The organism is Exiguobacterium sp. S3 (assembly GCF_018617295.1).
Lineage (GTDB): Bacteria > Bacillota > Bacilli > Exiguobacteriales > Exiguobacteriaceae > Exiguobacterium > Exiguobacterium profundum.
Genome location: NZ_JACSJW010000001.1, coordinates 334921 through 360843, shown reverse-complemented (window position 1 = coordinate 360843; position 25923 = coordinate 334921). Strand labels below are relative to the sequence as shown.

The 25923-nt window shown below is 48.7% G+C and carries 26 protein-coding genes; 23 read left to right on the top strand and 3 right to left on the bottom strand.

What is annotated here, in order from left to right; translation table 11 throughout:
- Positions 1-14: 14 nt before the first annotated feature.
- Positions 15-425: an SA1362 family protein gene (locus tag KNO65_RS01950; RefSeq protein WP_159562465.1), complete on the bottom strand. Its 411-nt coding sequence runs from the start codon at positions 423-425 to the stop codon at positions 15-17.
- 14 nt (positions 426-439) lie between these two features.
- Complete coding sequence (locus KNO65_RS01945; protein ID WP_214690765.1) at positions 440-1381, bottom strand: DUF1385 domain-containing protein; 942 nt, start codon at positions 1379-1381, stop codon at positions 440-442.
- Positions 1382-1530: 149 nt separating this feature from the next.
- On the opposite strand from KNO65_RS01945, the gene aroQ reads away from it, so the two are divergent.
- The 15 genes from aroQ (at position 1531) to spo0A (ending at position 15244) form a co-directional block, all read left to right on the top strand.
- On the top strand, positions 1531-1968 hold the full coding sequence (gene aroQ, locus KNO65_RS01940) for a type II 3-dehydroquinate dehydratase (protein WP_214781447.1): 438 nt from the start codon (positions 1531-1533) through the stop codon (positions 1966-1968).
- Complete coding sequence (locus tag KNO65_RS01935) at positions 1964-3031, top strand: M24 family metallopeptidase (protein WP_214691267.1); 1068 nt, start codon at positions 1964-1966, stop codon at positions 3029-3031. The genes aroQ and KNO65_RS01935 overlap by 5 nt, the downstream gene beginning before the upstream one ends.
- Positions 3032-3060: 29 nt before the next feature.
- Entirely contained in the window at positions 3061-3627 is a 567-nt protein-coding gene (gene efp, locus KNO65_RS01930) for an elongation factor P (protein WP_012726577.1), read from the top strand.
- A 117-nt stretch (positions 3628-3744) separates the two neighbouring features.
- Complete coding sequence (gene accB / locus KNO65_RS01925; RefSeq protein WP_012726576.1) at positions 3745-4194, top strand: acetyl-CoA carboxylase biotin carboxyl carrier protein; 450 nt, start codon at positions 3745-3747, stop codon at positions 4192-4194.
- Positions 4195-4201: 7 nt separating this feature from the next.
- Positions 4202-5545 carry an acetyl-CoA carboxylase biotin carboxylase subunit gene (accC, locus tag KNO65_RS01920; protein ID WP_214781445.1) on the top strand — a complete coding sequence of 448 codons (1344 nt, stop codon included), beginning with the start codon at positions 4202-4204 and terminating at the stop codon, positions 5543-5545.
- Between the two features lie 112 nt (positions 5546-5657).
- Positions 5658-6044, top strand: coding sequence for a transcription antitermination factor NusB (gene nusB, locus KNO65_RS01915; RefSeq protein ID WP_078147109.1), 387 nt, complete (start codon positions 5658-5660; stop codon positions 6042-6044).
- A gap of 64 nt (positions 6045-6108) precedes the next feature.
- Complete coding sequence (gene folD, locus KNO65_RS01910) at positions 6109-6945, top strand: bifunctional methylenetetrahydrofolate dehydrogenase/methenyltetrahydrofolate cyclohydrolase FolD (protein WP_196430850.1); 837 nt, start codon at positions 6109-6111, stop codon at positions 6943-6945.
- Entirely contained in the window at positions 6938-8284 is a 1347-nt protein-coding gene (gene xseA / locus KNO65_RS01905) for an exodeoxyribonuclease VII large subunit (RefSeq protein WP_214781443.1), read from the top strand. The genes folD and xseA overlap by 8 nt, the downstream gene beginning before the upstream one ends.
- Positions 8259-8483: an exodeoxyribonuclease VII small subunit gene (xseB, locus tag KNO65_RS01900; RefSeq protein ID WP_012726571.1), complete on the top strand. Its 225-nt coding sequence runs from the start codon at positions 8259-8261 to the stop codon at positions 8481-8483. Before xseA ends, xseB begins: the two co-directional genes overlap by 26 nt.
- A complete protein-coding gene (locus KNO65_RS01895; RefSeq protein WP_214781441.1) occupies positions 8480-9358 on the top strand; it encodes a polyprenyl synthetase family protein in 879 nt (292 codons plus the stop codon). The genes xseB and KNO65_RS01895 overlap by 4 nt, the downstream gene beginning before the upstream one ends.
- A gap of 123 nt (positions 9359-9481) precedes the next feature.
- A complete protein-coding gene (gene dxs, locus KNO65_RS01890; protein ID WP_196431845.1) occupies positions 9482-11374 on the top strand; it encodes a 1-deoxy-D-xylulose-5-phosphate synthase in 1893 nt (630 codons plus the stop codon).
- 6 nt (positions 11375-11380) lie between these two features.
- Positions 11381-12196, top strand: coding sequence for a TlyA family RNA methyltransferase (locus KNO65_RS01885; protein ID WP_214781439.1), 816 nt, complete (start codon positions 11381-11383; stop codon positions 12194-12196).
- Between the two features lie 155 nt (positions 12197-12351).
- Positions 12352-12801 (top strand): transcriptional regulator AhrC/ArgR, encoded by a 450-nt coding sequence (gene ahrC / locus KNO65_RS01880; RefSeq protein WP_012726567.1) that lies wholly within the window; start codon positions 12352-12354, stop codon positions 12799-12801.
- A gap of 13 nt (positions 12802-12814) precedes the next feature.
- Positions 12815-14512, top strand: coding sequence for a DNA repair protein RecN (gene recN, locus KNO65_RS01875; protein ID WP_214690772.1), 1698 nt, complete (start codon positions 12815-12817; stop codon positions 14510-14512).
- Positions 14513-15244, top strand: a complete 732-nt coding sequence (gene spo0A / locus KNO65_RS01870; protein WP_074036711.1) for a sporulation transcription factor Spo0A — start codon at positions 14513-14515, stop codon at positions 15242-15244.
- Positions 15245-15901: 657 nt separating this feature from the next.
- On the opposite strand, the gene KNO65_RS01865 is transcribed toward spo0A, so the two are convergent.
- On the bottom strand, positions 15902-16150 hold the full coding sequence (locus tag KNO65_RS01865) for a DUF2627 domain-containing protein (RefSeq protein ID WP_031423346.1): 249 nt from the start codon (positions 16148-16150) through the stop codon (positions 15902-15904).
- A 134-nt stretch (positions 16151-16284) separates the two neighbouring features.
- On the opposite strand from KNO65_RS01865, the gene KNO65_RS01860 reads away from it, so the two are divergent.
- The 8 genes from KNO65_RS01860 (at position 16285) to KNO65_RS01825 (ending at position 25902) form a co-directional block, all read left to right on the top strand.
- The gene (locus KNO65_RS01860; protein WP_214781437.1) at positions 16285-17922 is read left to right on the top strand and encodes a sigma 54-interacting transcriptional regulator; all 1638 of its coding nucleotides are present in this window, start codon (positions 16285-16287) and stop codon (positions 17920-17922) included.
- 121 nt (positions 17923-18043) lie between these two features.
- On the top strand, positions 18044-18940 hold the full coding sequence (gene yqiS, locus KNO65_RS01855; RefSeq protein WP_211782681.1) for a phosphate butyryltransferase: 897 nt from the start codon (positions 18044-18046) through the stop codon (positions 18938-18940).
- Positions 18941-18965: 25 nt separating this feature from the next.
- Positions 18966-20087, top strand: a complete 1122-nt coding sequence (locus tag KNO65_RS01850) for a Glu/Leu/Phe/Val family dehydrogenase (RefSeq protein WP_012726561.1) — start codon at positions 18966-18968, stop codon at positions 20085-20087.
- A gap of 1 nt (position 20088) precedes the next feature.
- Positions 20089-21180, top strand: a complete 1092-nt coding sequence (gene buk / locus KNO65_RS01845) for a butyrate kinase (RefSeq protein ID WP_214781436.1) — start codon at positions 20089-20091, stop codon at positions 21178-21180.
- Positions 21164-22573 carry a dihydrolipoyl dehydrogenase gene (lpdA, locus tag KNO65_RS01840; protein ID WP_214781434.1) on the top strand — a complete coding sequence of 470 codons (1410 nt, stop codon included), beginning with the start codon at positions 21164-21166 and terminating at the stop codon, positions 22571-22573. Before buk ends, lpdA begins: the two co-directional genes overlap by 17 nt.
- Positions 22574-22585: 12 nt before the next feature.
- Complete coding sequence (locus tag KNO65_RS01835; RefSeq protein WP_370148335.1) at positions 22586-23593, top strand: thiamine pyrophosphate-dependent dehydrogenase E1 component subunit alpha; 1008 nt, start codon at positions 22586-22588, stop codon at positions 23591-23593.
- On the top strand, positions 23593-24570 hold the full coding sequence (locus KNO65_RS01830; protein WP_214781432.1) for an alpha-ketoacid dehydrogenase subunit beta: 978 nt from the start codon (positions 23593-23595) through the stop codon (positions 24568-24570). Before KNO65_RS01835 ends, KNO65_RS01830 begins: the two co-directional genes overlap by 1 nt.
- A 12-nt stretch (positions 24571-24582) precedes the next feature.
- The gene (locus tag KNO65_RS01825; protein ID WP_159562452.1) at positions 24583-25902 is read left to right on the top strand and encodes a dihydrolipoamide acetyltransferase family protein; all 1320 of its coding nucleotides are present in this window, start codon (positions 24583-24585) and stop codon (positions 25900-25902) included.
- The last annotated feature ends 21 nt before the right edge of the window (positions 25903-25923 follow it).

The following is a 25923-nucleotide window of genomic DNA, read 5'->3' as shown; positions in this document are numbered from 1 at the left end:
CCGTGGCGCTCCTTTTACATGTTTGCTTTCTTTTTCTTCTTCCCTTTTTTACCTTCAATCACTGTTAGGTGTGGTGGATTGCTACGATGTACGGTTGAACGTTTAGATAACTTGGTGACGTTCGAACCAGGTTTCTTCCCTTTCCGGTTTTTAGCGGAAGCGGAAGGTTTGACTTGAGGACCACGACTTCCCTGCATTCGTTTTTTTGAGGCTTGCGCGGTTTTACGATAGCGTGCATCTTCTGCAGACATACGTGGTGCCATGAAGACGCGATAGATCACATAAAAGACTAACCCGAATATTCCGATGAACAACAATTGTCTAAACAGGCGACCTGGATCGGTGGCAAGCATATGCCCGACCCCGATGAAGCCAAGGATAAACACGATTGTTGCAGCGATCGAACCGACTCTTTGTCTGATCATGGTGCTTCCTCCTCTTATCCCTCTCTATGAATGACCGATTCTCCTAACTCTTTTCGTTCCCATGTCTCAAATGCTTCAATCGCGACTTGAATCTGCTCATCATTTGGCTCTCGTGTCGTCAATAATTGGAGCGACAGGCCTGGTTTGCCAAGGAATGACAGAAAGCGATGGTCGCGGAAACGATTGGTAAACTGCAGGACTTCAAATGAGATTCCGATGACGACCGGCAATAGCGCGATTCGGCTGATGAGTCGCAACCAGAGCGGATCGATTGGCACAATCATGTAAACGCCAATCCCGACGAAGACGGTGAATAAAATGAAGCTTGAGCCACAGCGATAATGCAATCGCGAGCTTTGGCGTACTTGTTCAACCGTGACCGGACGCCCGGACTCATAGCAATTGATGACTTTATGCTCAGCGCCGTGATATTGGAAGACACGCTTAATGAGTGGCGTCAATGATATCAAGTAAAGGTAGCTGAGTAACAATACTAATTTTATTCCCCCTTCAAGGAGGTTTTGAATCACATGTCCGGAAAATAAAGGTACGTCTTGAAACATGGCCGCGAGAAGTGCTGGCGTCACATTGAAAATCAATTTACCAAAAACGTACGAGATGACACCGACGATTGCGATGAAGGCAATCATCCATATGCTCTGTTTTTGGTCTTCGTTCGTGTTCGTATCTTCACTTGGATCGACATCATATCGATCGCTCGCAAAGTTCATATGTGCAGAACCGTTCTTTAACGATTCATACAGCGCGACAATCCCTCTCAAGAAAGGTACTTTTTTTAAAGATTGGACCCAAGGGACAAGAATACGTGCTTGCTCGAATGTTTCAATCGAGCCATCTTTTCGCCGGATGGCAGATGCGCTTTCAGAGCGGCCTTGAAACATGACGCCTTCCACGAGCGCCTGTCCCCCGACTGGGATGGTTGGTTTGGAATTCATTCACTTTCCTCGATTCTTCAAATTCAAATGTTGTACTTGAATTATACCGTGATTTGTAAAAAAAACGAAAGGGCAGAAGGCTCAATTCACGTTCTTTCGATAAATTTGTTACAATAGATGAGACTTGACGAACGAGGGGGGGAAGAAGGTTGCGGATTTTAGTTTTAAATGGACCGAATTTAAATCTACTGGGTCATCGTGAACCGGATGTATATGGCGAGGTGTCGTTGAAAGGTTTGGCGGCAGAACTGATGCTGCGCGCTCCAGAAGACGTCGAACTCACCTTTAAACAATCGAATCATGAGGGAGATTTAATTGATGCGCTACATGACGCTTTTGATTATGAGGGTGTCATATTGAATGCAGGTGCCTATACGCATACATCAATCGCGATCCGGGATGCCATATCCGCTATCGCTGCCCCAGTCGTTGAAGTACATATCTCGAACGTGCATGCACGCGAAGCTTTTCGGCATGAGTCGAAACTTGCTGCCGTCTGTATCGGTGTCATTACCGGTTTTGGACTCACGAGCTATACGTTAGCGCTGCATGCACTAATCGAACATTGGAGGAATCGACATGATTGAACGCGTAAACAAACTGCAAGCACAGTTAGGAAAAAACGAGATTGATGCATTACTCGTCACAAAACGTGAGAATATCCGCTACTTATCTGGTTTCACCGGGTCGAGCGGTGTCATCGTCATCACGTCGAATTCGGCAAGTTTCATCACGGACTTCCGTTACACGGAACAAGCGAACGATCAAGTAAAAGGGTACGACATCATTGAGCTTGATACATCACTCATCAAGTCGGTAGCAGATGTCGTGTCCCGTGAATCCATCAAGCGCCTTGGCATCGAGCAGGATGCGATGACAGTGGGGCAATATCGTGCCTATGAAAAAGATGTCGACGCTCAACTTATTGAAACGTCTGGAATCGTAGAAAAACTGCGCTTGATTAAGGATGAATCAGAGATTAAGATTATGAAGGAAGCTGCGGCAATCGCTGATGCGGCGTACACCCATATCCAGACGTTCATTCGTCCTGGTCGTACCGAGAGAGAAGTCGCGAACGAACTCGAAATGTTCATGCGTTCAAAAGGCGCTGACTCGTCATCGTTCGACATGATTGTCGCCTCGGGTCTCCGTTCGGCGCTACCACACGGTGTGGCAAGTGATAAAGTCATCGAATCTGGAGAATTGGTTACGCTTGATTTCGGTGCTTACTATAAAGGGTACTGCTCAGATATCACGCGTACGCTTGCAATCGGTCCGATTTCGGATGAGTTGCGTCAAATCTACGATACGGTACTTCGTGCCCAACTTGCTGGTGTAGAAGGCACACGTGCCGGAATCACTGGCATTGAAGCGGATGCATTGACACGCGATATTATTAAAGAAGCTGGATATGGCGAGTACTTCGGCCACTCGACAGGACATGGTCTTGGAATGGAAGTGCATGAGGCCCCAGGATTATCGTTCCGTTCGGAAACGGTGCTCGAACCTGGTATGGTCGTAACGATCGAGCCGGGTATTTACATCAACGGTGTCGGTGGTTGCCGGATTGAAGACGATGTCGTCATCACAGAAGACGGATGCTACCGTCTGACACAGTCGCCAAAAGAGTTAATTACGATCGAGGCATAAGCTTCATCTGAATTTAGGAGGAAATCAATATGGTATCAGTTAACGATTTAAAAACAGGATTGACGGTCAAAACGTCTGACGGTTCGATTTGGCAAGTCATCGAGTTCCAACACGTAAAACCGGGTAAAGGAGCGGCATTCGTTCGTACGAAAATGCGTAACTTGCGTAACGGTGCAATCCAAGAAACGACGTTCCGTGGTGGAGAAAAAATCGAACGCGCACACATCGAGCGTAAACGCATGCAATATCTTTATCCAATGGGCGACACGTATGTCTTCATGGACAATGAATCATACGAGCAACTTGAATTGACAAGCGCTCAAGTCAAATCAGCACTTCCATATTTGCTTGAGAACATGGAAGTCAGCATCGCGGACTACGAAGGGGAGATTCTTGGAATCGAGCTTCCAACGAGCGTTGTCTTGACAATCGTCGAAGCAGACCCAGGCGTAAAAGGTGACACGGCATCGAACGTGAAGAAAAACGCGACAGTGGAAACAGGACATGTCATTCAAGTGCCACTTTTCATCGAACCAGGTGAAAAAGTGACAGTCGATACACGTACTGGAGAGTTCATGGGTCGTTATAACGGTTAATCCTTACGAGTGCTCATTCGAATGAATGGGCGCTCTTTTTTTCTCGTTGCATTCATTGGTCTGACCAGTTATAGTGAAGGAGAGATTAGTACCAGGTATAAACAGGGGGTAAGAAAGATGCAAATCGATCAAATTAAAGAGCTTATTCAATTATTGGACCAATCATCAGTCCATGAAATGGAGCTTGAAACATCTGATTTCAAACTGTCATTAAAGAAAGAAGCGCAACAAACAGTGAGCGCGCCTATCATGCAGACACAAGCATTCGCACCGCCTGCGCCTGCTCCTCAAGTAAATGAACAAACAGAAGAACCGACGCAAGAAAAGGCGTCTTATCGTACTATCACCTCGCCGATGGTTGGAACGTTCTATTCACGTCCGGCCCCGGATAAAGAAGCGTTCGTGAACGTCGGCGACCGTGTCGAGTCAGGACAAATCGTTTGTATTCTAGAGGCGATGAAACTGTTTAACGATGTCGAAGCGGAAATCAGTGGCGAAATCGTAGAGGTGTTAGTCGCCGATGGCGATCTCGTCGAATTCGGTCAACCGCTCTTCAGCGTGAAGTGAGGTCGTTATGAAATTATTAATTGCTAACCGCGGGGAAATCGCGGTTCGAATCATACGTGCAGCAAAAGAGTTGAATATTCCGACGGTCGCTGTCTTCTCTGAGGCAGATCGTGAAGCGTTACATGTTCATCTGGCTGACGAGGCTTATTGCATCGGTCCGAATCCATCGAAAGACTCCTATTTGAATATCCCAAATATTTTATCAGTCGCCTGCGCCGTGGATGCGACGATGGTACATCCGGGTTACGGCTTTTTGGCTGAAAATGCCGAGTTCGCTGAGATGTGCGAGGCGTGTGGAATTCAATTTGTCGGCCCAAGCAGCTATGCGATTCGCAAAATGGGAATCAAGGATGAAGCCAAACGAACGATGATCGAGTCAGGGGTTCCTGTCGTTCCAGGTTCAAGTGGTGTCGTCACAGACGAAGAAGCGATGGAACTCGCGCGTGAGATGGGTTATCCGGTCATCATCAAGGCGACAGCCGGCGGTGGAGGACGTGGCATTCGCGTCGCTCGAGACGAGGACGAACTCGTTTCAGGATTGGTCGCGACACGTAAAGAAGCGAAGCAGGCGTTCGGGAATGGTGACGTGTATCTCGAAAAGTTCATCGAGTCGTTCCGTCACGTCGAAGTGCAGGTTCTTGCCGACCAATTCGGTAACGTCATTCACTTAGGTGAACGTGATTGTACAATCCAACGTCGCATGCAAAAACTAGTTGAAGAGGCGCCGTCACCTGCGATTGATGCAACGACACGTCAATTGATGGGGGATGCTGCCGTCAAAGCGGCAAAAGCCATTCAGTACTCGGGAGCGGGAACAATCGAGTTCATTTACGTTCCAGAATCAAACGAGTTTTATTTCATGGAGATGAATACCCGGATCCAAGTCGAGCATCCCGTCACCGAGATGATCACAGGATTCGATCTCGTTCAAGCGCAGCTTGAAGTGGCGCTCGGACATCCGCTTGCCATCTCACAAGAGGACATTACGTTCTCAGGACATTCCATCGAATGTCGAATCAACGCGGAGGACCCATTTATGGACTTCCGTCCGATGGCAGGGAAGATTGACCAATATATCGTTCCAGGCGGTATGGGTGTCCGTGTCGATAGCGGACTCTATGCAGGAGCGATGATCCCGCCGTTCTATGACTCGATGGTAGCGAAGTTGATTGTTCATGCACCAACGCGTGATGAGGCCATTCTGAAAATGTTGCGTGCTTTGGATGAGTTTACGGTTTCGGGAATTAAAACGACGATTCCGTTTCATCAACAAGTCATGGCACATGAGCAGTTCCGCATCGGTACGTTCGATACGAAATTCGTTGAAAAAGAAATGTCATTGGCAAAATAACGTGAACCAGGAAGCCCGAACATTATTTCGGTTTCCTGGTTTTTTGTACTGAATTTATGAGTGCTTTATGCTAAACTATCACAATGAAAGCATGTAAAAGGAGAGTAACTGAATGAAACGTCATGAAGCACGAGAGAAAGCGATTCAAACGCTTTTTCAAATCGAAGTATCTAAATTAGAGGTGGACGAAGCAATCGAGTTCGCATTGGATGGAGAAGAGTCTGATCCGTTTTACGAACAACTCGTCACAGGGACGCTAGAACATATTGAAGATATCGATGCGTTACTAGTTGAAAACTTGAAAAACTGGCGGTTAGATCGCCTCGGAAACGTCGAGCGTACGATTCTTCGAATGGCAACGTTCGAATTGTTATACGTCGAGACGATTCCAGAAAACGTCACCATCAACGAAGCGGTCGAACTCGCGAAATCGTTCGCGGACGAAGAAGCCGGCAAACTCGTGAATGGCGTACTCGGTAACATCATTAAAGAAGACTAAAAAAATAGAGATAAGACACCAGACCAACTACAGAAAAACCTAAAGACAACGGGGGATGAGAGAGATGGCAGTAGTGATCGACGGGAAACAAGTGGCAGCATCATATCGAGAAACGTTAAAAGAACGTGTGGCAGCACTTCGCGCACGTGGCATCGTACCGAAACTGAAAGTCGTGTTGATTGGGGATGACCCAGCAAGTCATAGCTATGTACGCGGGAAGGAACGGGCGGCAGAAGAAATCGGAATCGATTCACAAGTCCTCCGTTTTGATGAGACGATTAGCGAGAAGGAATTGCTTGACTTGATTGACTTGATGAATGCGGATGAAGAAGTTCACGGGATTCTCGTGCAACTCCCTCTGCCGAAACACATCGACGAATCACGAGTCATCATGCGCATCTCCCCAGAAAAGGACGTCGATGGCTTTCATCCTGAGAATGTTGGGAAGATGATGCTCGGACTTGATACGCTACTCCCGTGCACGCCGCACGGCATCTTGCATCTCGCAAAAACACAGACCGAGATCGCCGGAAAGCACGTTGTCGTCGTCGGTCGTAGTCAGATTGTCGGTAAACCGGTAGGCATGTTGTTCTTGAATGAATCAGCAACGGTCACATATTGTCATTCAAAAACAGCTGACCTCGGTGAGATGACACGCCAAGCGGACATTTTGATTGTCGCTGTCGGACGCGCTGGTTTAGTCACAGCAGACATGGTCAAACCTGGCGCGCTTGTCATCGATGTCGGAGTCAATCGGGTCGAAGGTCGTCTAGTCGGTGACGTGGACTATGAAGCTGTTAAGGAGAAGGCGAGTGCCATCACCCCTGTTCCGGGTGGTGTCGGTCCGATGACCATCACGATGCTCATGCATAATACGGTCGAGGTTGCATCACGTGGCTAATCCACTTCCGGTTTCTGAAGTTGTTCGATATGTGAAGCGACAACTTGATGATGATGTATTGCTTCGACAAGTCGCGGTCATCGGTGAAATCTCAAATTTCAAACGTTATTCATCCGGTCATTGTTATTTCACGTTGAAAGATGACGCGTCTCGGATGAAAGCTGTCATGTTTTCTCGCGATGCCAAACAACTTCAATTCGAACCGAAAGATGGAATGAAAGTCATCGCCGTCTCAAAGGTGACGATGTATGAGGCTACGGGAGATGTCCAACTATATGTCGAATTGATGCGACAAGACGGAATCGGTCTATTGTTTGAGCGATATGAGGCGAGAAAGCGTGAATTAGAGGAGATGGGATGGTTTGACGAGGAGCGGAAGCACCCGCTCCCGACGTTTCCAGAACGCGTTGGAATCGTGACGTCTCCAAAAGGTGCGGCGCTACACGATATCGCAACCACACTTCGACGTCGTGCACCACATGTGGCGATTACGTTCGCCCCTGTTGCTGTACAGGGCGAAATGGCGGCTCCACAAGTTGCTTCTGCCATTCGCTGGATGAACGACCGCACCGATTGTGATGTACTCATTGTCGGTCGCGGTGGTGGTTCTATTGAGGAGCTTTGGGCATTTAATGAAGATGTTGTGGTGGAGGCAATCTATGCGTCCACGATTCCCATCATTTCTGCTGTCGGTCACGAGACAGACTTTACGCTTTCGGATTTCGTTGCCGATGTTCGGGCTGCGACTCCGACAGCGGCGGCTGAACTTGCTACCGCGATGATTGATGCGCAGCGAAAAGATGTAGAACGTTTGGATAACCATCTGCACAAAGCCGTCAAAGACCAATTGGATGATTCGCGAACCCGTGTGGAACGGATGATCAATAGCTATGGATTAAAATCACCGAGGTACACGATATCTCAGAAACGGGAACGATTCGCCCAGTCGGAAATCCGTCTCGAGCAAGGGATGAGGCGACATCTCACCCAAGCCACTCATCAGCTCCGTCAGTTGTCACAGCAGCTAGATGTAAAACGATTTTCAAAAACGTTGTCCAAGCAAGGGGAAGAAGTCAATCATATGGTCGAGCGACTCCGTCGAACGAAGCCATTAGAACAAGCAACGCTTCAATTTGCACAACAGGTTGGACGATTGCATGCAGTCAGTCCACTCGCCGTCTTGTCACGTGGATATACGTTCATCGAACAAGATGGGATCTATGTGCAGAACGTGAAACAATTACGCGATGGTGATGTCTCGATTCGTTTTCGGGATGGTCATGCAATCGCTGAGGTGAAGGAGAGGATTGTCGGTGACGAAGAAAGAACAGACATTTGAGGCGGCGCTCGAGCGCCTCGAACAGATCGTCGCGCAACTCGAGAGCGGTGATGTCCCATTAGAGGAAGCGATGACCCTATATGAGGAAGGTGTCCGCTTGTCTGCATTGTGCCAGACAAAACTCTCTGCCGCCGAGAAAAAAATGGATGAAATTTTAGAACTTGATGGGACGCTTCGTGAAAAGGGAGGATCCGCATGAACCGTACCGATGACTTGAACAAGTGGAAACGGACCGTCGAACTGGCGATGCAGGAACTCATTGAGTCGAGTGAGATGCCGAAACGATTACGAGACGCAATGACGTATTCTTTAGAGGCTGGCGGGAAACGCATTCGTCCTGCTCTCGTCTATGCCGTCCTTGAAACGTATAGCATGTCACTCGAGCGAGGACGAGAGGTGGCGGCGAGTTTAGAGATGGTTCATACATACTCACTCATCCATGATGATTTGCCGGCCATGGATGATGACGATCTTCGTCGTGGACGACCGACCAATCATCGTCAGTTTGATGAAGCGACCGCTATTTTGGCTGGGGACGCCTTATTGACGGACGCATTCCGTATTCTCACACAGATACCACTCCCTGCGCTAGATGTCGTCGAGATTATTCGTATTTTCGGATTGGCGGCCGGTAGCTCAGGTATGGTCGGTGGGCAGTTGGATGATATGCTGGCTGAAAAGCGGAACGACGTCACACTTGAAGAGCTCCAATCCATTCATGAACGGAAGACAGGTGCGCTACTCGTCTATGCACTTGAAGCCGGTGCGATTTTGGCAGGGGCATCGGTGGAAGATCGGATGCACCTCAAACAGTTCGGACGTCATCTTGGCATCGCTTTTCAGATTCAAGACGATATCCTCGATGTCGTCGGAGATGAACAAACAATCGGAAAACGCGTCGGCTCAGATGAATTGAATGACAAGACGACTTATCCGAAGCTTCTCGGCATAGAGGGAGCGAAGCAAGCTCTTGAGCAAGAAGTGGGAGCGGCACACGCTGCAATTGAATCACTTTCAGTTCCAGCGCCGTTGCTTCTTGAGATGCTATCATTTGTAGTGAAACGAAATCATTGACCTCGGTGACACGATGAGCACATCGTGTCACCTTTGTTTTGGGGAATGTGTGGCATATGCCGTCACATTCTTGTAAAATGTAAGGTACGAATCAGTAAAATGTGAGGAGAAAGGATGGTCATTATGGACTTGACATCCATTCAAGACCCGTCGTTCCTGAAACGGATGTCTGTATCAGAGCTCGAATCGCTCGGTTCAGACATTAGACGATTCTTGATTGAAAAATTGGCAGTGACGGGAGGGCATTTGGCGCCAAACTTGGGAGTTGTAGAGTTGACGCTTGCCTTGCACCGTGTATTTGACAGTCCGAAAGACCAACTCGTATGGGACGTCGGTCATCAAGCATACGTTCATAAAATTTTGACAGGACGTACGAACCAGTTTGATACTCTCCGACAATACAATGGGTTATGTGGTTTCCCGAAACGTTGTGAGAGCGAGCATGATGTGTGGGAAACAGGGCACAGTTCGACTTCCCTCTCTGCAGCCATGGGGATTGCGATTGCGAATGAATTGAAAGGGCGCGCCAACGATCGTGCCATCGCCATCATCGGGGACGGTGCTTTGACTGGGGGGATGGCACTTGAAGCCCTCAATCACATCGGTGCCGAGAAACAGAACGTGATTGTCATTCTAAATGATAACGAGATGTCGATTGCGCCGAACGTAGGAGCGATGCATAATATGCTTGGTCGTATCCGGGCATCGCGCAAGTTGAAGCATGCTCGAGAAGAAATGGAGTCACTCATCAAACACATCCCGCTCGTCGGGAGTTCACTTGAACGGAGCGGGGAACGGGTGAAGGACCTCTTAAAATCTGCTCTCATTCCGGGAACGTTCTTTGAAGAACTTGGCTTCACTTACTTTGGACCTACAGATGGGCATGATTTGAAAGACTTGCTCGAAACGCTTGAGTACGCGAAGAAAATCGACGGTCCGGTTCTCGTCCACGTCATTACGAAAAAAGGGAAGGGATATCGTCCGGCTGAATTGGACGGTGTCGGAACATGGCACGGTCTTGGACCTTATAAAATTGAATCCGGTGAAGTCATCAAAGGCAAACCGAAAGGACCGAGCTATTCGAAAGTCGTCGCGGAGACGATCACGAAAGTGGCGGAGTCAGACGAACGGGTGACGTTGATCACACCAGCGATGAGTGTCGGTTCGAAACTCGATTGCTTTACGAAGAAATTCCCGGAGCGTATGTTTGATGTCGGAATTGCCGAGCAACATGCGGTCACCCTCGCTGGGGGACAGGCGACGCAAGGGTTGAAACCGGTCGTCTCGATTTATTCGACCTTCTTCCAACGCGCGTACGATCAACTGGTCCATGACATTTGTCGTCAAAACTTGAACGTCGTGTTCACGATTGACCGATCTGGACTTGTCGGAGCGGATGGAGAGACGCACCAAGGTGTGTTCGATATCGCCTTCATGCGTCACGTGCCAAACATTCGAATTTTGATGGCGAAAGATGAAGAAGAATTACAACAACTCGTCTATTCTGCACTCCGTTACGATGGTGGACCGATTGCGATTCGTTTCCCGCGTGGTGAAGGGATCGGTGTTCCGATGAGTGAGACGCTTCAAGAAATTTCACTCGATGATTGGGAAGTCGAGGCAGAAGGGACAGATGTCGCTATCTTGACGTTCGGTCCCCAAGTGCAAGACGCCCTCGAAGTCCGAGCACTATTAGAAGGTAAGCTCAGTGTGCGCGTCATTAACTGTCGTAGCATCAAGCCGCTCGATGATGCGATGCTGACTTCACTTTATGCAGAGGGGATTCCGCTCGTGACATTAGAAGAGGCTGCTCTCGCCGGTGGCTTTGGAAGTAGCGTGCTTGAACACGCGAATGAAGCCGGAGCGTTTCCACGGATTCAACGTCTCGGTATTCCGGATCGATATATCGAGCATGGCGGTGTCAACCAGCTCCTAGAAGAGATTGGACTGCGACCTGCCCAAATGGCGGAATCGATTGAACGGTTCGTCATGGAGACAAATCGACAGAATGTGTGAGGGATTATGGAAAAAAGAAAGAAAACTAGATTAGATGTATTGCTCGTCGAACGTGGACTTGCTGAAACACGGGAAAAGGCAAAACGGTCGGTCATGGCCGGTCTCGTCTATAGTGGGACAGAACGTCTAGACAAGGCGGGCGATAAAGTGTTTGATGATATCCCTCTCGAAGTGAAGGGTCAAGTTCTTCCTTATGTTGGACGTGGCGGCTTGAAGCTCGAGAAAGCGCTCCACGTCTTCCCGCTCGATGTCTTTGGACGAGTCGGAATCGACATCGGCTCATCGACGGGTGGGTTCACGGACTGTGCGCTTCAAAACGGCGCGACTCAAATGTACGCGGTCGATGTCGGCTATAATCAGCTTGCCTGGAAACTACGGAGCGATGATCGCGTCGTCGTCATGGAGCGGATGAACTTCCGCCACGCGACGGCCGATCAGTTCCCGATTAAACCAGATTTCGCAACGATTGACGTCTCTTTTATCTCGCTTCGTCTGATGGTGCCACCGTTGAAACAAATTTTGAAGCAAGACGGTGTCGTCATGGCGCTCGTCAAACCTCAATTTGAAGCAGGGAAGGCCGATGTCGGGAAAAAAGGAATTGTTCGGGACCGTAACGTCCATGAACGAGTCGCAAGCGATATGGTCCGATACTTCGCATCGGAAGGCTTCTTTGTCGAAGCTTTGGATTACTCTCCGATCACTGGAGGGGATGGGAACATCGAGTTTCTTCTCTTCGCTCGGTACACAGGAGTAGGTGGCGTCTCGCCATCGCTACAAGTCGAAGAGGTCGTAAACGCGGCCCATGCCAAACTTAAGGGATAAAATGATGCTACAGACCTCGTCGTCTGTAGCTTTTTCCTTTACTCGTCTACTAGATGGGGAATGGTGGAAATCCCACCTGGAATGCTAGACCTTTTTTCGACAATACTTTAGAATGATAATGTGTATGTGAAACGAAAAATGAGGTGTCAGCGCTTATGAACAAAGGACAGCGATTGATTAAAATTCGAGACATCGTGACGAATCGAGAAATCGAGACGCAAGATGAGTTAGTGGATGAGCTACGTCGCTCGGGGTATCCGGTCACACAGGCAACCGTGTCTAGGGATATTAAAGAGTTACATCTGGTCAAAGTCCCATTGAACGATGGACGGTATAAATATAGCTTGCCTGCGGATCAACGTTTTAATCCATACGGTAAAATGAAGCGAATCCTTAGTGACAGTTTCGTCTCGGTCGATTCTGCTCAAAATTTGGTCGTCATGAAAGTGCTTCCGGGGAATGCTGATGCAATCGGTGTCTTGATCGATCATTTATCTTGGGATGAATTGATTGGAACGGTGTGTGGAGATGATACGATTTTAATGATTGCACGTGATGAAGAGAAAGCGAAGCAAATCATCGATCGACTACTCGGAATGTTATGAGGTGAACGTACGTATGTTAGCAGAACTATCAATCAAACAGTTTGCGATTATTGACGAATTAAACATTCCGTTTAATCGAGGTATGACTGTGCTCACAGGTGAGACAGGTGCCGGTAAATCGATCTTGTTGGATGCGATTGGATTGCTTGTTGGAGGACGTGGCTCAAGTGAGTTCGTGCGATATGGTCAAGATAAAGCTGAAATCGAAGGTCTGTTTATGATTGAACCGGATCACCCGGTCATCGAAGCGGCCGAACAATATGGCATCGATGTTGAAGATGGGACAGTCATCTTACGTCGAGACCTACATAGTAGCGGGAAGAGCGTCTGCCGTGTGAACGGGAAAATGATGCCGCTCTCGACGTTACGGGAGTTCGGACGGCTCCTGGTCGATATTCACGGTCAACATGAACATCAACATTTAATGGATGCGGAATTTCACCTTGGCATATTAGACCATTTCGCCGAAAAAGAAATCAGTCCGTTAGTCGAGGAATATCAAACGGCATTTGCGGCCTGGAAACAAGTCGCCGATGAATTGAAGCGTCTTAGTCAAAGTGAGCAGGAGCTTGCTCAACGAATGGATCTTTTGTCGTTTCAAACGAAAGAAATCGAAGCGGCTGAATTAAAAGTTGGGGAAGAACAGGCGTTGACAGAAGAACGGGATGAATTGGCCAACTTTGAACGCATTCATCAACACATTCGTCTCTCGTATGAGGCGGTTGCCGAGGAGTCAAATGGACTCGATCAAATCGGAGTGGCGATGCGCGAGATGGAAGAGGCGTCACAGCTCTCTTCGTCTTTGACATCTGTATCGGAGACAATCTCTAACGCTTATTATTTGTTGGAGGATGCAAAGTTTCAACTCCGGGACCAGTTAGATTCGCTCGAATTTGACCCGATTCGATTGGATGAGATTGAGTCACGATTGGCTCTTTTCCAGCAATTGAAACGAAAGTATGGGACGACCATCGAAGAAGTCATCACCTATGGCGAACAAGTGTCGGATGAATTGAAGTCGATGACGAACCGGGAAGAGCATTTACAAACGCTCTCAGATGAACTCATTCGATTAGAGCAAATTGCAAGAGAAGCTGGCAAGAGACTGTCTTCAGCGCGTAAGATGGCTGCGGAGTCGCTTCAGCATGCGATTCATCGAGAGTTGAAAGAACTATATATGGAAAAAACAGCGTTCGAGGTCCGTTTTAAAACTACATCGCTTAAACAAGATGGTTTAGATGACGTAGAGTTTTACATGATGACGAACGTTGGAGAACCGTTCAAACCACTCGCAAAAGTCGCTTCAGGAGGAGAGCTTTCCCGTGTCATGCTCGCACTCAAATCAATCTTCTCAAGAACGGTCGGAGTGGCCTCCATTATTTTTGACGAGGTCGACACAGGGGTCTCTGGACGTGTCGCGCAGGCGATGGGTGAAAAAATCTTCCGACTTTCTGTCGGCTCTCAAGTCCTCTGTATCACGCACTTGGCACAAGTTGCTGCGATGGCAGACCAACATCTTTACATTACTAAAACCGAAACGAATGAACGGACTAAAACAAATGTGACGTCCCTCGACCGTGAAAGTCGAATCGACGAATTGGGTCGCATGATTGCTGGCGCTCAAATGACAGACTTGACGAAGCAACACGTCGAAGAATTACTTGAGATGTCACAACAAGTAAAACAGAAGTTCATCAAAGGAGTGTCATAAGTGATTACATTATGTATTGCGGACGACAATCGAGAAATCGTCGATTTGTTGAGCCGACAACTAGAATCTGAGCCTGATCTTCGTGTCGTAGGTACGGCACACGATGGAGAAACATGCTTGGATGTCGTCAAGACACACCAACCGGATGTACTCTTACTCGATATTATCATGCCGCATTTGGATGGAATCGGAGTATTGCAACGCCTAAATGAAGAATTAGGTGATGACAAACCGGAAGTGATCATGTTGAGCGCGTTTGGAAAAGATGAAGTGACGAAACAGGCCGTGCAACTCGGGGCCTCTTATTTTCTCGTCAAACCGTTCAATATTCAACAGTTATTAACGAAAATTCGTGAATTGTCAGAAGGAACAAATCGAGAATTCGACGGAATGACGCCAGAAGAAATTGAAATCTCACTCTTGCTTCAGCAACTCGGAATCTCTCCGCGAATCAAAGGGTTCAAGTATATCCGTCAAGCTGTCATTTACGTGCGAGAACGGCAAGATTTGCTCGGTCTCATCACGAAAGAATTATATCCGATGGTCGCAAAAGAGCATGAGACGACATCTTCTCGTGTAGAACGAGCAATGCGTCATGCAATCAAGACGGCATGGGAGAACGGCATGCGCGATCATGAGATGTTCGAAGGGCGACCGGAGCGTGAGCGAAGCCCGAAAAACTCGGAGTTTATCTCGTACTTCGTCACGTATGTATCGTTTAAGAATAATTGAATCATTTCATGAGGACTAAGTCGTGATGGGACTTAGTCTTTTTTGATGAAACAATTACTTTAAGATTTATTTACTTTATGAAAGAAAGCGCTTGCAAAATGATGGGCCTTTGTTATAATAAAGATGTACCAAGTTACTTGGACAAGCGTCAGATGAACGCTTTTCAAACTTGTTCCGGAGCAACGTTTGAAGAAACCAAATCATCTCGGTTCGCTATCCGATTATAGCTCAGAGGTGGGAACGACACCTCAAGTCGTTAATGTCCCGACGTGAGGTCGCGACAGTCGCTCATTCGCGAGGCGATTCTATCATCAACTCGAAGCTAGGGGTTGATATAGGAAAAAACAATCGTTCAGTTGACCAAAAGGAGTGTTGTCAACCGTTGAACAGTTTATGGCAAGCGTTCGACTTCACGATGGATGGTTCGACATGATCCGATAAGTAAATCAGTTAGTAACTCGAATGGTAAGATTCCGTTCACGCAAGACGGCAGTTACTAAAGTTCTTTCATACTTCTTCATTAAGAAGACGTTGGATTTCATGTCAAAGTAAGTAACGTAGTTTGAAAGGAGATCATCCGTAGTGATCACAATTCAATATGAATAAAAGGTTCCGCACTTGAAATGAAGTCAAGTTAGGGAACCTTTTTTTGTGTGCTTATGAGTCGAGGCGTTGTACTTTTCCTGTTTTTTTGTCGCGGTTAAAAATATAGCCGGCTACAAATCCGATCCCGCCCATGGCGAGCAGAAGCCCAAAGGTCCCCTGCAACATGGAGGCGGCAGCGAGTGAATCGAACCATGAAAACGGTGCGCTCGTCTTCAAAAAGAAGCTATCACGTAGCAATTTGATTCCGTAAACACCTAATAACCCAGGGACGATTAAGATTAGAAGCGCGATAAAACGCATGCAATCTCCTCCTTTACCATACATTATTTTAACAGAAATCGATCTGTTCGACACGGTCTATTTTTGGGCAGCTTGCGAATCAGGTGCGGATTCAGTAGCATGAAAAAGAGAAGAATGATGATGGGGGAATATGTATGAATAAACGATTGATGATTGTGGGGGCAGGAAAAGGGGGGACCGAAGTCCTTCATATGCTGATGGATTCGCCGCTTGCGACGATTGTAGCGGTCGTAGATTCTGATGCATCTGCTGAAGGAATAGCCCTTGCTAAAAGTTATGGCATATCTGTGGCGGACGATTGGAAACAGTATGCGGATGCGACACTAGATTTTGTCATCGAAACGACGGGGAAATATCAAACGTTTGAACAATTAAAGGATCATTTCAAAGATGCGGTCGTCTTACCAGGGGAATTTATTCGGATTGTGGTTGAACGATTGAAACAGAATCAACAAATGCTTGAGGCCATCATTGAATGTACGAGTGAGGCCATATCGGTCGCAGATCATCACGGTAACACGATTTTGATCAATCCGTCTTATACACGGTTGACCGGATTCAAAAAAGAAGATGTGGTCGACAAACCAGCGACGGCAGATATCGGGATGCAGGAAAGCGTCCATTTGAAAGTACTATCGACCGGGCAAGGCGTTCGGGACATTCGGATGCAAATTGGGGCGACGAGACGAGATATTCTTGTGAATGCAGAACCGATCATCGTCGAAGGAAAGTTGCGAGGCTCGGTTGGGGTCATCCGTGACGTATCTCAGATTCGTGCCCTACGTGATGAATTGCAGGAGGCAAAGACACGCATCCGGAATCTAGAAGCCAAATATCAGTTTGCCGATATCATTGCGACGAGTGACGCCATGCGATTTGTCATCGAGCAGGCGAAACTTGCCGCTGTGACCCCCGTGACGGTATTGATTCGCGGAGAATCGGGAACAGGAAAAGAACTGTTCGCCCATGCCATTCACGGGGAATCTCCTCGAAAATATAAAAAGTTCATTCGCGTGAACTGTGCGGCGATTTCACCTACCCTTCTTGAAAGTGAGCTATTCGGTTATGAAGATGGAGCCTTCAGTGGGGCTAAACGAGGCGGGAAAACCGGTTATTTCGAAGAAGCGGATGGCGGATCACTCTTTCTAGACGAAATCGGGGAGCTCCCCCTTGATGTCCAAGTGAAGCTCTTACGTGTCCTCCAAGAAAATGAAATTGTCCGAGTCGGAGGGACGACGGCAATCCCAATCGATGTCCGGATCATTGCCGCAACGAATGCCGATCTTGAACAAAAGGTAGCAGACGGAACATTCCGGGAAGATTTGTATTACCGAATCAATCGGATGCCGATCCATATCCCACCATTACGTGAGCGATTAAATGAACTCGAGGCACTATGTGAACGGATAATCCGTAAACTGAATCAAGAGTACGGTCGTAGTGTACGCGGCGTTGACGAAGATGCCTTATCATTACTGAAGAGCCAACATTGGAAAGGGAATGTGCGAGAACTTGAGAATGTGATTGGGCGAGCGATGATTTATATGGCAAGTTCAGAACAGTGGATTGCCCCACATCACCTGCAGTTATCCAATCGTTCCACGAGTCAAAAAGTAGTCGAATCTGGAACGTTTCACGAGGCCGTTGCAAAATATGAACGCGATTTGATTGAACGAACAATTGAAGAGGCAGGCGGCAACAAATCAGAAGCGGCCCGCCGATTAAAGATTTCGATCCGAACATTATACAATAAACTCGGAACCACGCAATAATTTGCATGAATATTACTGCATGGTAAGCATTAATTTGCATGGTCATCCGCATTATAAAGCGCTTACAATTTAGGAAACAAACTTGCTTATGATATAGTGTAGAGAGCAAGGGGGGACAATGATGAATTTTGAACGGATGCTGACGAACGCAAAAGAGTTAGAAGGCTGTACCGTGTCCATTGCGGGGGCAGCGGACGAAGAAGTCATCCGGGCCGTAAAACTCGCTACGGATCATGGACTGTCACGCTTCATTTTGTTCGGTGAAGCTCGAGAGATCCGAAAGTTATGTGAACAGCATGGAATCGATGAGTCAGCCGTCGATATTTTACATGCGAAAGGTGACGTTGAGATTGCGCGACGTGCCGCATTAGCTGTGAAAAATAAAGAGGCGGACGTCCTCATGAAGGGGATGGTGTCGACATCGACATTTATGAAAGCCGTCCTTAATCGTGAAGCTGGACTCCGTACGAAGCGGACGCTCAGCCACATCGCACTATTCCAAATTCCGAATCGTGAAAAGTTGATTGGAGTGACGGATGCGGCGATTCATATCGCACCAACACTCGAAGAGAAGGTCGAAATTATTCACAATGCGGTAGAAGCGATGCATGACATCGGTTACGAATCGCCGAAAGTCGCAGCCATTGGAGCAGTCGAGGTAGTCAATCCACAAATGAATGCGACTCTCGACGCGGCACTACTTAGCCAAATGAATCGACGTGGACAAATAAAGGGCTGTGTCGTAGATGGACCGCTCGCGCTCGACAACGCTGTCGACATGGTCGCAGCAAAGCAAAAAGGAATCAACAGTGAAGTTGCCGGTCAAGCCGATTTATTAGTCGTACCTTACATAGAGGTCGGCAACGTCCTTTATAAATCAATCATGTATTTCGCAGAGGCGAGCGTAGCGGCGATTGTCGTCGGCGCATCTGCCCCTGTTGTATTGACAAGTCGTGCCGATACTGCCGAAGCGAAGCTATATTCCCTCGCATTCGCTTTGTTACATGCTAAACATTAATCGTACTTAACAGGAGGAATTAATCATGATGGAAACAAACACAGAGCCACGCTTTCGTATTTTTGATGTCTTACAATCTGAGGACTATGAGCAAATCGTATTTTGCCAAGATCAAGCGTCTGGACTAAAGGCGATCATCGCCATCCATGACACGACGCTCGGGCCAGCTCTCGGTGGACTCCGTATGTGGAACTATGAATCAGAACAAGAAGCACTCACGGATGTGTTGCGTCTCGCAAAAGGAATGACATATAAAAATGCTGCAGCGGGTCTCAACCTTGGGGGCGGGAAAGCCGTCATCATCGGAAATGCGAAGACAGATAAATCAGAGGCGCTCTTCCGTGCGTTCGGACGATACGTTCAATCCCTCAGTGGTCGTTACATCACGGCTGAAGATGTGAATACTACAGTTGCCGACATGGACTTCATTCACATGGAAACGGATTACGTCACGGGCGTCAGTCCTGCATTCGGTTCAAGTGGTAACCCTTCACCGGTCACGGCATATGGTGTGTATCGTGGAATGAAGGCTGCTGCGAAATGGAAATTTGGGACAGACTCGCTCGCAGGGAAGACCGTTGCTGTACAAGGTGTTGGTAACGTGGCCTACAACTTATGTCGCCACCTCCACGAAGAGGGTGCTCATTTGATTGTGACCGACATTAACGAGGAAGCACTCAAACGTGCCGAAGCAGACTTTGGTGCGACGGTCGTCAAGCCGGATGAGATTTACGCGGTCGAATGTGACATTTTCGCTCCATGCGCTCTCGGTGCTGTCATCAACGACAAAACAATTCCACAATTGAAAGCACAAATCGTCGCAGGCGCTGCCAATAACCAATTAGCAGAAGATCGTCACGGAGACGTGCTCGACGAAAATGGAATTCTATATGCACCAGACTTCGTCATTAATGCAGGTGGTGTCATCAACGTCGCGGACGAACTTGAAGGCTACAACCGTGAACGGGCAATGAAGAAAGTCGAACTCATCTATGACAACATGATGCGCGTCTTTGAGATCGCAGAACGTGATGGTGTGCCAACGCACGTTGCGGCCGATAAGATGGCGGAAGAGCGGATTCACATGATGTCGCGTTCACGCAGTCAGTTCCTTAAAGTTGAAAAAAGCATCCTAGGGAGACGCTAAGATGACAAAACGGCTAATTCTTGCAATCAACCCAGGGTCAACCTCGACGAAAGTTGGATTGTTTGATGGGAAGGAAGAAGTGATGACACGTACGGTCCGACATTCAATCGATGTGACGGGTCTCACACTTCCAGAGCAGTTGCCTCATCGTGAGCAAGAAGTACGCGCCTTGTTAGAAGAGACGGGCATCGCGGTCAATGATTTGACCGCGATCGTCGGTCGTGGTGGCTTGCTTGCACCGATGACGTCTGGAACGTATACGGTCAATGAACTCATGCGTGAAGATTTGACGAGCGGACGTTTCGGGATGCATGCATCGAATCTCGGTGGTCTGATCGCTTCGAAAATCGGTGGGGCTGAAGGGATTCCTAGTTTCATAGTGGATCCGGTCGTCGTCGATGAGATGGACGAGTTGGCCCGAAAGACCGGCATGCCAGAAATCAATCGTCGTAGCATTTTCCATGCCCTCAATCAAAAGGCTGTCGCGAAACGATTCGCGGCTGAAAATGGAAGCGATTACAATGAGATGAATCTTATCGTTGCGCATCTTGGTGGGGGAATCACAGTCGGTGCCCATGCGGCAGGTCGAGTCATCGACGTGAATAATGGTCTCGACGGAGATGGACCGCTCGCGCCGGAGCGGGCAGGTTCGATTCCTGTTGGACAGGTAATAGAACTATGTTATAGTACCAGGTATAAAGAATCGGAAATGAAAAAGAAAATTGTCGGTCAGGGCGGCCTATTTGCTCATCTCGGTACGTTCGATGCCATTGAGATTGAGCAGCGGGTGGAATCAGGTGATGATGAGGCGAGACTGTTGTATGAGACGATGGCTTATCGTGTCGCTCAAGAGATTTCAAAACACGGCGCGACATTATGCGGTCGTGTGGATGCCATCTTACTGACGGGCGGGATTGCATATTCCGAGTGGCTGACTGAAAAAATCAAGGAGCGTGTCACTTATCTCGCGCCGGTACACGTATATCCGGGTGAAGATGAGCTTAAAGCGTTGGCTGAAGGTGCACTTCGCGTCATCGAGAAGGAAGAGACCGCACGAGTTTATGAGGGGGATACACATGGCACGAGAATTTGATGTTGTCGTCATCGGTGGAGGACCAGGAGGATATGTGGCTGCAATCAAGGCGGCCCAGGCAGGGAAATCTGTCGCAATCGTCGAGGCGAGAAAGTTAGGCGGCACCTGCTTACATAGAGGTTGCATCCCGACGAAGGCACTTTTAAAAGCTGCACATGTTTATCAAACGGCGAAGCAAAGTGCGACGTATGGCGTGGAGACGGGAGATGTGACGTTCAATATGGAACGCGCTCAAACGTATAAACGTGATCTTGTGGCTGGTCTTGAAAAGGGAATCGAGCATTTGATGAAACAAGGGAAAATCGAAGTGTTTCGCGGAAAAGCCTCGATCCTTGGACCAAGCATCTTCTCACCTCAACCAGGGACTGTATCCGTTGAGGATGAAAGCGGTGAATCAGAACTGATCTTGCCGAATCAATTGATTATCGCGACAGGGTCGATTCCTCGTGAACTTCCTGGATTGCCGTTCGATCACAAGCGGATTTTGAATTCAGACGACCTCCTCAATTTTGAAACGCTTCCTGAATCGATTGCGATTGTCGGTGGCGGGGTCATCGGAGTGGAATGGGCGTCCATGCTCGTCGATTTAGATGTGAACGTGACGTTGATCGAAGTAGGCGATCGATTACTCCCACTCGAGGATAAGGCAGTCTCCCGTGAAGTGGAGCGTCTATTGAAGAAGCGTGGCGTCCGTGTGAAGAAGAGCGTGACGGTCGACGCTGAACGAACATTGATTCAGGAAAATGCAGTGGAGATTGCTGTCGGGGAAGAGATGTTACAAGTAGACTGTGTCCTCGTCTCGGTTGGCCGAGTTGCCAACACGGAAGACTTAGGACTTCAAAACACTTCTATCGTCGTAGAGAACGGCATCATTCAAGTCGATAGTCAGTATCGGACGAAAGAACGTCATATCTTCGCAATCGGGGATTGCATCGGGAAGTTACAACTCGCCCACGTCGCGTCGGCAGAAGGTGTGAAAGCGGTCGAGACGATTCTTGGTCTTGAGCCGACACCGCTCGATTATGCGCTCATTCCACGCTGTGTATACAGTGTCCCTGAAGTCGCTTCGGTCGGCTTGACAGAAGAAGCGGCAAAAGATGCCGGACATGATGTGAAGACGGGGACGTATCGATTCAACGGACTCGGGAAAGCGCGGATTGAAGGACAAGCCGACGGATTCGTCAAACTCGTTTCGGACAAAGAAACAGACGACCTTCTCGGTGTTCATATCGTCGGACCGAAAGCGACCGAACTCATCACAGAAGGTGGACTCGCGCTCGTCTTGAACGCGACGGCTTGGGAGATGGGACAACTTGTGCACCCGCATCCTGCACTGAGCGAAGCCTTCCAAGAAGCGGCTCTTGCCGTCGATGGATTACCGATTCACGCCTAAGGAGGAACAAGGATGGAACAGATGACTGTAAACTCATATGAAGAGCTTGGTTTAACGAAACAAGATTTATTGGCGATGTACGAAACGATGGTACGTGCCCGCAAAATCGATGAACGGATGTGGAAGTTGAACCGCGCCGGGAAAATCCCATTCGTCGTCTCATGTCAAGGACAAGAAGCGGCGCAAGTCGGTGCGGCGTTCGCACTCGAGAAAGGAATCGACTACGTCTTGCCTTACTATCGTGATGTGGCGGTCGTCCTTCACTTCGGTCAAACATCAAGAGATTTAATGTTATCGGCATTCGCGAAAGCGGAAGATCCAAACTCAGGTGGTCGTCAGATGCCTGGTCACTTCGGTTCGAAAGAGCATCGCATCGTAACGGGTTCGTCTCCGGTCACGACACAAGTCCCTCATGCAGTCGGGATCGCACTTGCGGCGAAGATGAAAAAAGAAGAACTCGTCACGTTCGTTTCGTTCGGAGAAGGGTCTTCGAACCAAGGAGACTTCCATGAAGGCGCAAACTTTGCAGGTGTCCACAAGTTGCCGGTCATCTTGTTCTGTGAGAACAACAAGTATGCGATTTCGGTTCCGCTTACGAAACAGTTGGCATGTGAGCGCGTATCAGACCGTGCAAAAGGTTACGGCATGCCAGGTGTGACAGTCGACGGGACAGACCCGATCGCCGTCTATGCGGTCGTGAAGGAAGCGCGTGAACGTGCACTTCGCGGAGAAGGACCGACATTAATCGAAGCAGAAGTTGAACGTCTCGTGCCACACTCATCGGATGACGATGACAAAGCGTACCGTTCAGCTGAAGAATTGGCTGGGTTAAAAGAGCGGGATGGTATTCAATTGTTCCGTCAACGACTTGTGAACGACGGAATCGCAACGGCGGATACACTTGCTGAAATCGATGCACAAATCGATGCTGAAGTGAATGAAGCGACGACATATGCGGACAAAGCACCGTATGCATCGCCTGAATCTGCACTAGATTACGTCTATGAGGAGGAAAAATGATGAAAACGTTTATCGAAGCGATCAATGAAGCGATTCATGAAGAAATGGAGCGCGACGAAAACGTCTTCGTCGTCGGGGAAGACGTCGGCGTTCGTGGTGGTGTATTCCGAGCCACTCAGGGATTGATTGAAAAGTATGGAGAGGATCGTGTCATCGACGCACCGCTCGCTGAGAGTGCGATTGCCGGAGTCGGGGTCGGAGCTGCCATGTACGGCATGCGACCGATCGCAGAAATGCAATTCGCAGACTTTATCATGCCAGCAGTGAACCAAATCGTTTCAGAAGCGGCAAAAATTCGGTACCGTTCAAACAACGATTGGACGTGTCCGATGGTCATCCGAGCTCCTTTCGGTGGGGGCATTCACGGGGCACTCTATCACTCGCAATCGGTCGAGGCGATGTTCAGTTCGACGCCAGGTCTGAAAGTCGTCATTCCATCAGACCCAGTCGATGCGAAGGGGTTGTTGAAAGCAGCAATCCGTTCGAACGACCCTGTTCTTTTCTTTGAACATAAGCGCGCCTATCGTCTTTTGAAGGCAGACTTGCCGACGGACGAATATACGGTTGAAATCGGTAAGGCTGCGGTTAAACGGGAAGGTGACGATATCACGATCATCACGTACGGTCTTTGCGTGCATATGGCACAAGAGGCTGCGAAAACGCTCGAAGAAGAAGGGGTCAGCACGCACATCCTCGATCTTCGTACCGTCTACCCGCTCGACCAAGAAGCGATCATCGAATCGGTCAAGAAGACAGGTAAAGTGCTACTCGTGACAGAGGACAACAAAGAAGGAAGCATCATCGGAGAAGTGGCGGCGATTATCGCGGAGAAGGCGCTCTTCGAACTCGATGCGCCGATTGAGCGTTTGGCTGGCCCCGATGTGCCGGCAATGCCGTATGCACCACCGATGGAAAAATTCTTTATCGTATCCCCAGAAAAAATTGCCGAGCGGGCGCGTCAGCTCGCGGCGTTTTAAGGAGGCATCTCCATGGAACAAACGATTACTATGCCCCAACTTGGGGAGAGTGTGACAGAAGGAACAATCACGACCTATCTCGTCAAACCGGGAGACCGTGTGGAAGAATATGAACCACTCGCGGAAGTCATGACGGACAAAGTGACGGCAGAGATTCCGGCGACTAGCGCAGGAGTCGTCAAAGAGTTTCTCATTCCAGAAGGGGAGACCGTCAGCGTCGGGACACCGGTATTGACGATGGAAGTCGAGAGCGCGGAGGAAGCTGCAGTTGAGACGAAGACAGAACCGATTGCAGAAACGGCACCTGCAGAATCCGTCTCTAAGCAAGCTGTCGCCACTGCACCGAAAAAACAAAGTGGAAACGGTCGATACTCTCCTGCCGTCATCCGACTCGCCAATGAGAACGATATCGATTTGAATGAACTGAGCGGAAGCGGTCTAGGCGGTCGGATCACGCGGAAAGATATTCTTCGTTACTTATCAGAAGGACGTCCGGCATCGACTTCTGAGAAAGCGACACAAGCGCCTGTCCAAGAGACGATGGTACAGACGAAGTTGGACGTTCCGACTGAGGCACCACGTCCTGTCGTTGAACCGTCACAACCGGTCGCATCATCATCGACTTCATCTGGCCGTTATGAATCGATTCCGACAGCCGGGGTACGTCAAGCGATTGCGAACAATATGGTCCGCTCGAAACACGAGGCTCCACACGCATGGCTCATGATTGAAGTGGATGTGACGAACCTCGTCGAAGCCCGTGCAAAGTTAAAAGATGAGTTCATGAAACGGGAAGGCGTCAAATTGACGTTCATGCCATTCTTCATGAAGGCAGCCATCGAAGCATTGAAGAAGTATCCGATGATGAATTCGGAGTGGGCAGGCGATCACATCAAAGTTCACCAAGACATCCATCTCTCGGTAGCCGTCGCGGCAAACGACGCCCTATACGTTCCGGTCATTCGCCAAGCGGATGAGAAGAATATTAAAGGACTAGCCGTTTCCCTTCAAGACGTGGCAACGCGAGCGCGTGAGAACCGCTTGAAGGCTGAAGAAATGCGTGGTGGGACATTCACCATCAACAACACAGGTGCGTTTGGTTCGATCCAATCAGCGCCAATCTTGAATTACCCACAAGCGGCAATCCTATCGGTCGAGTCGATTGTGAAGCGTCCGGTCTGGATGAACGGGATGTTCGCGGCACGCGATATGGTCAACCTTTGTATGTCTGTCGACCATCGTGTCCTTGACGGTCTCGTCGCAGGTCAGTTCTTACAAGCGATCAAGCACTCACTCGAGTCGATTGACCCGAACACATATACCGTATATTGATTAAGAAATGGAGGCGCCCCA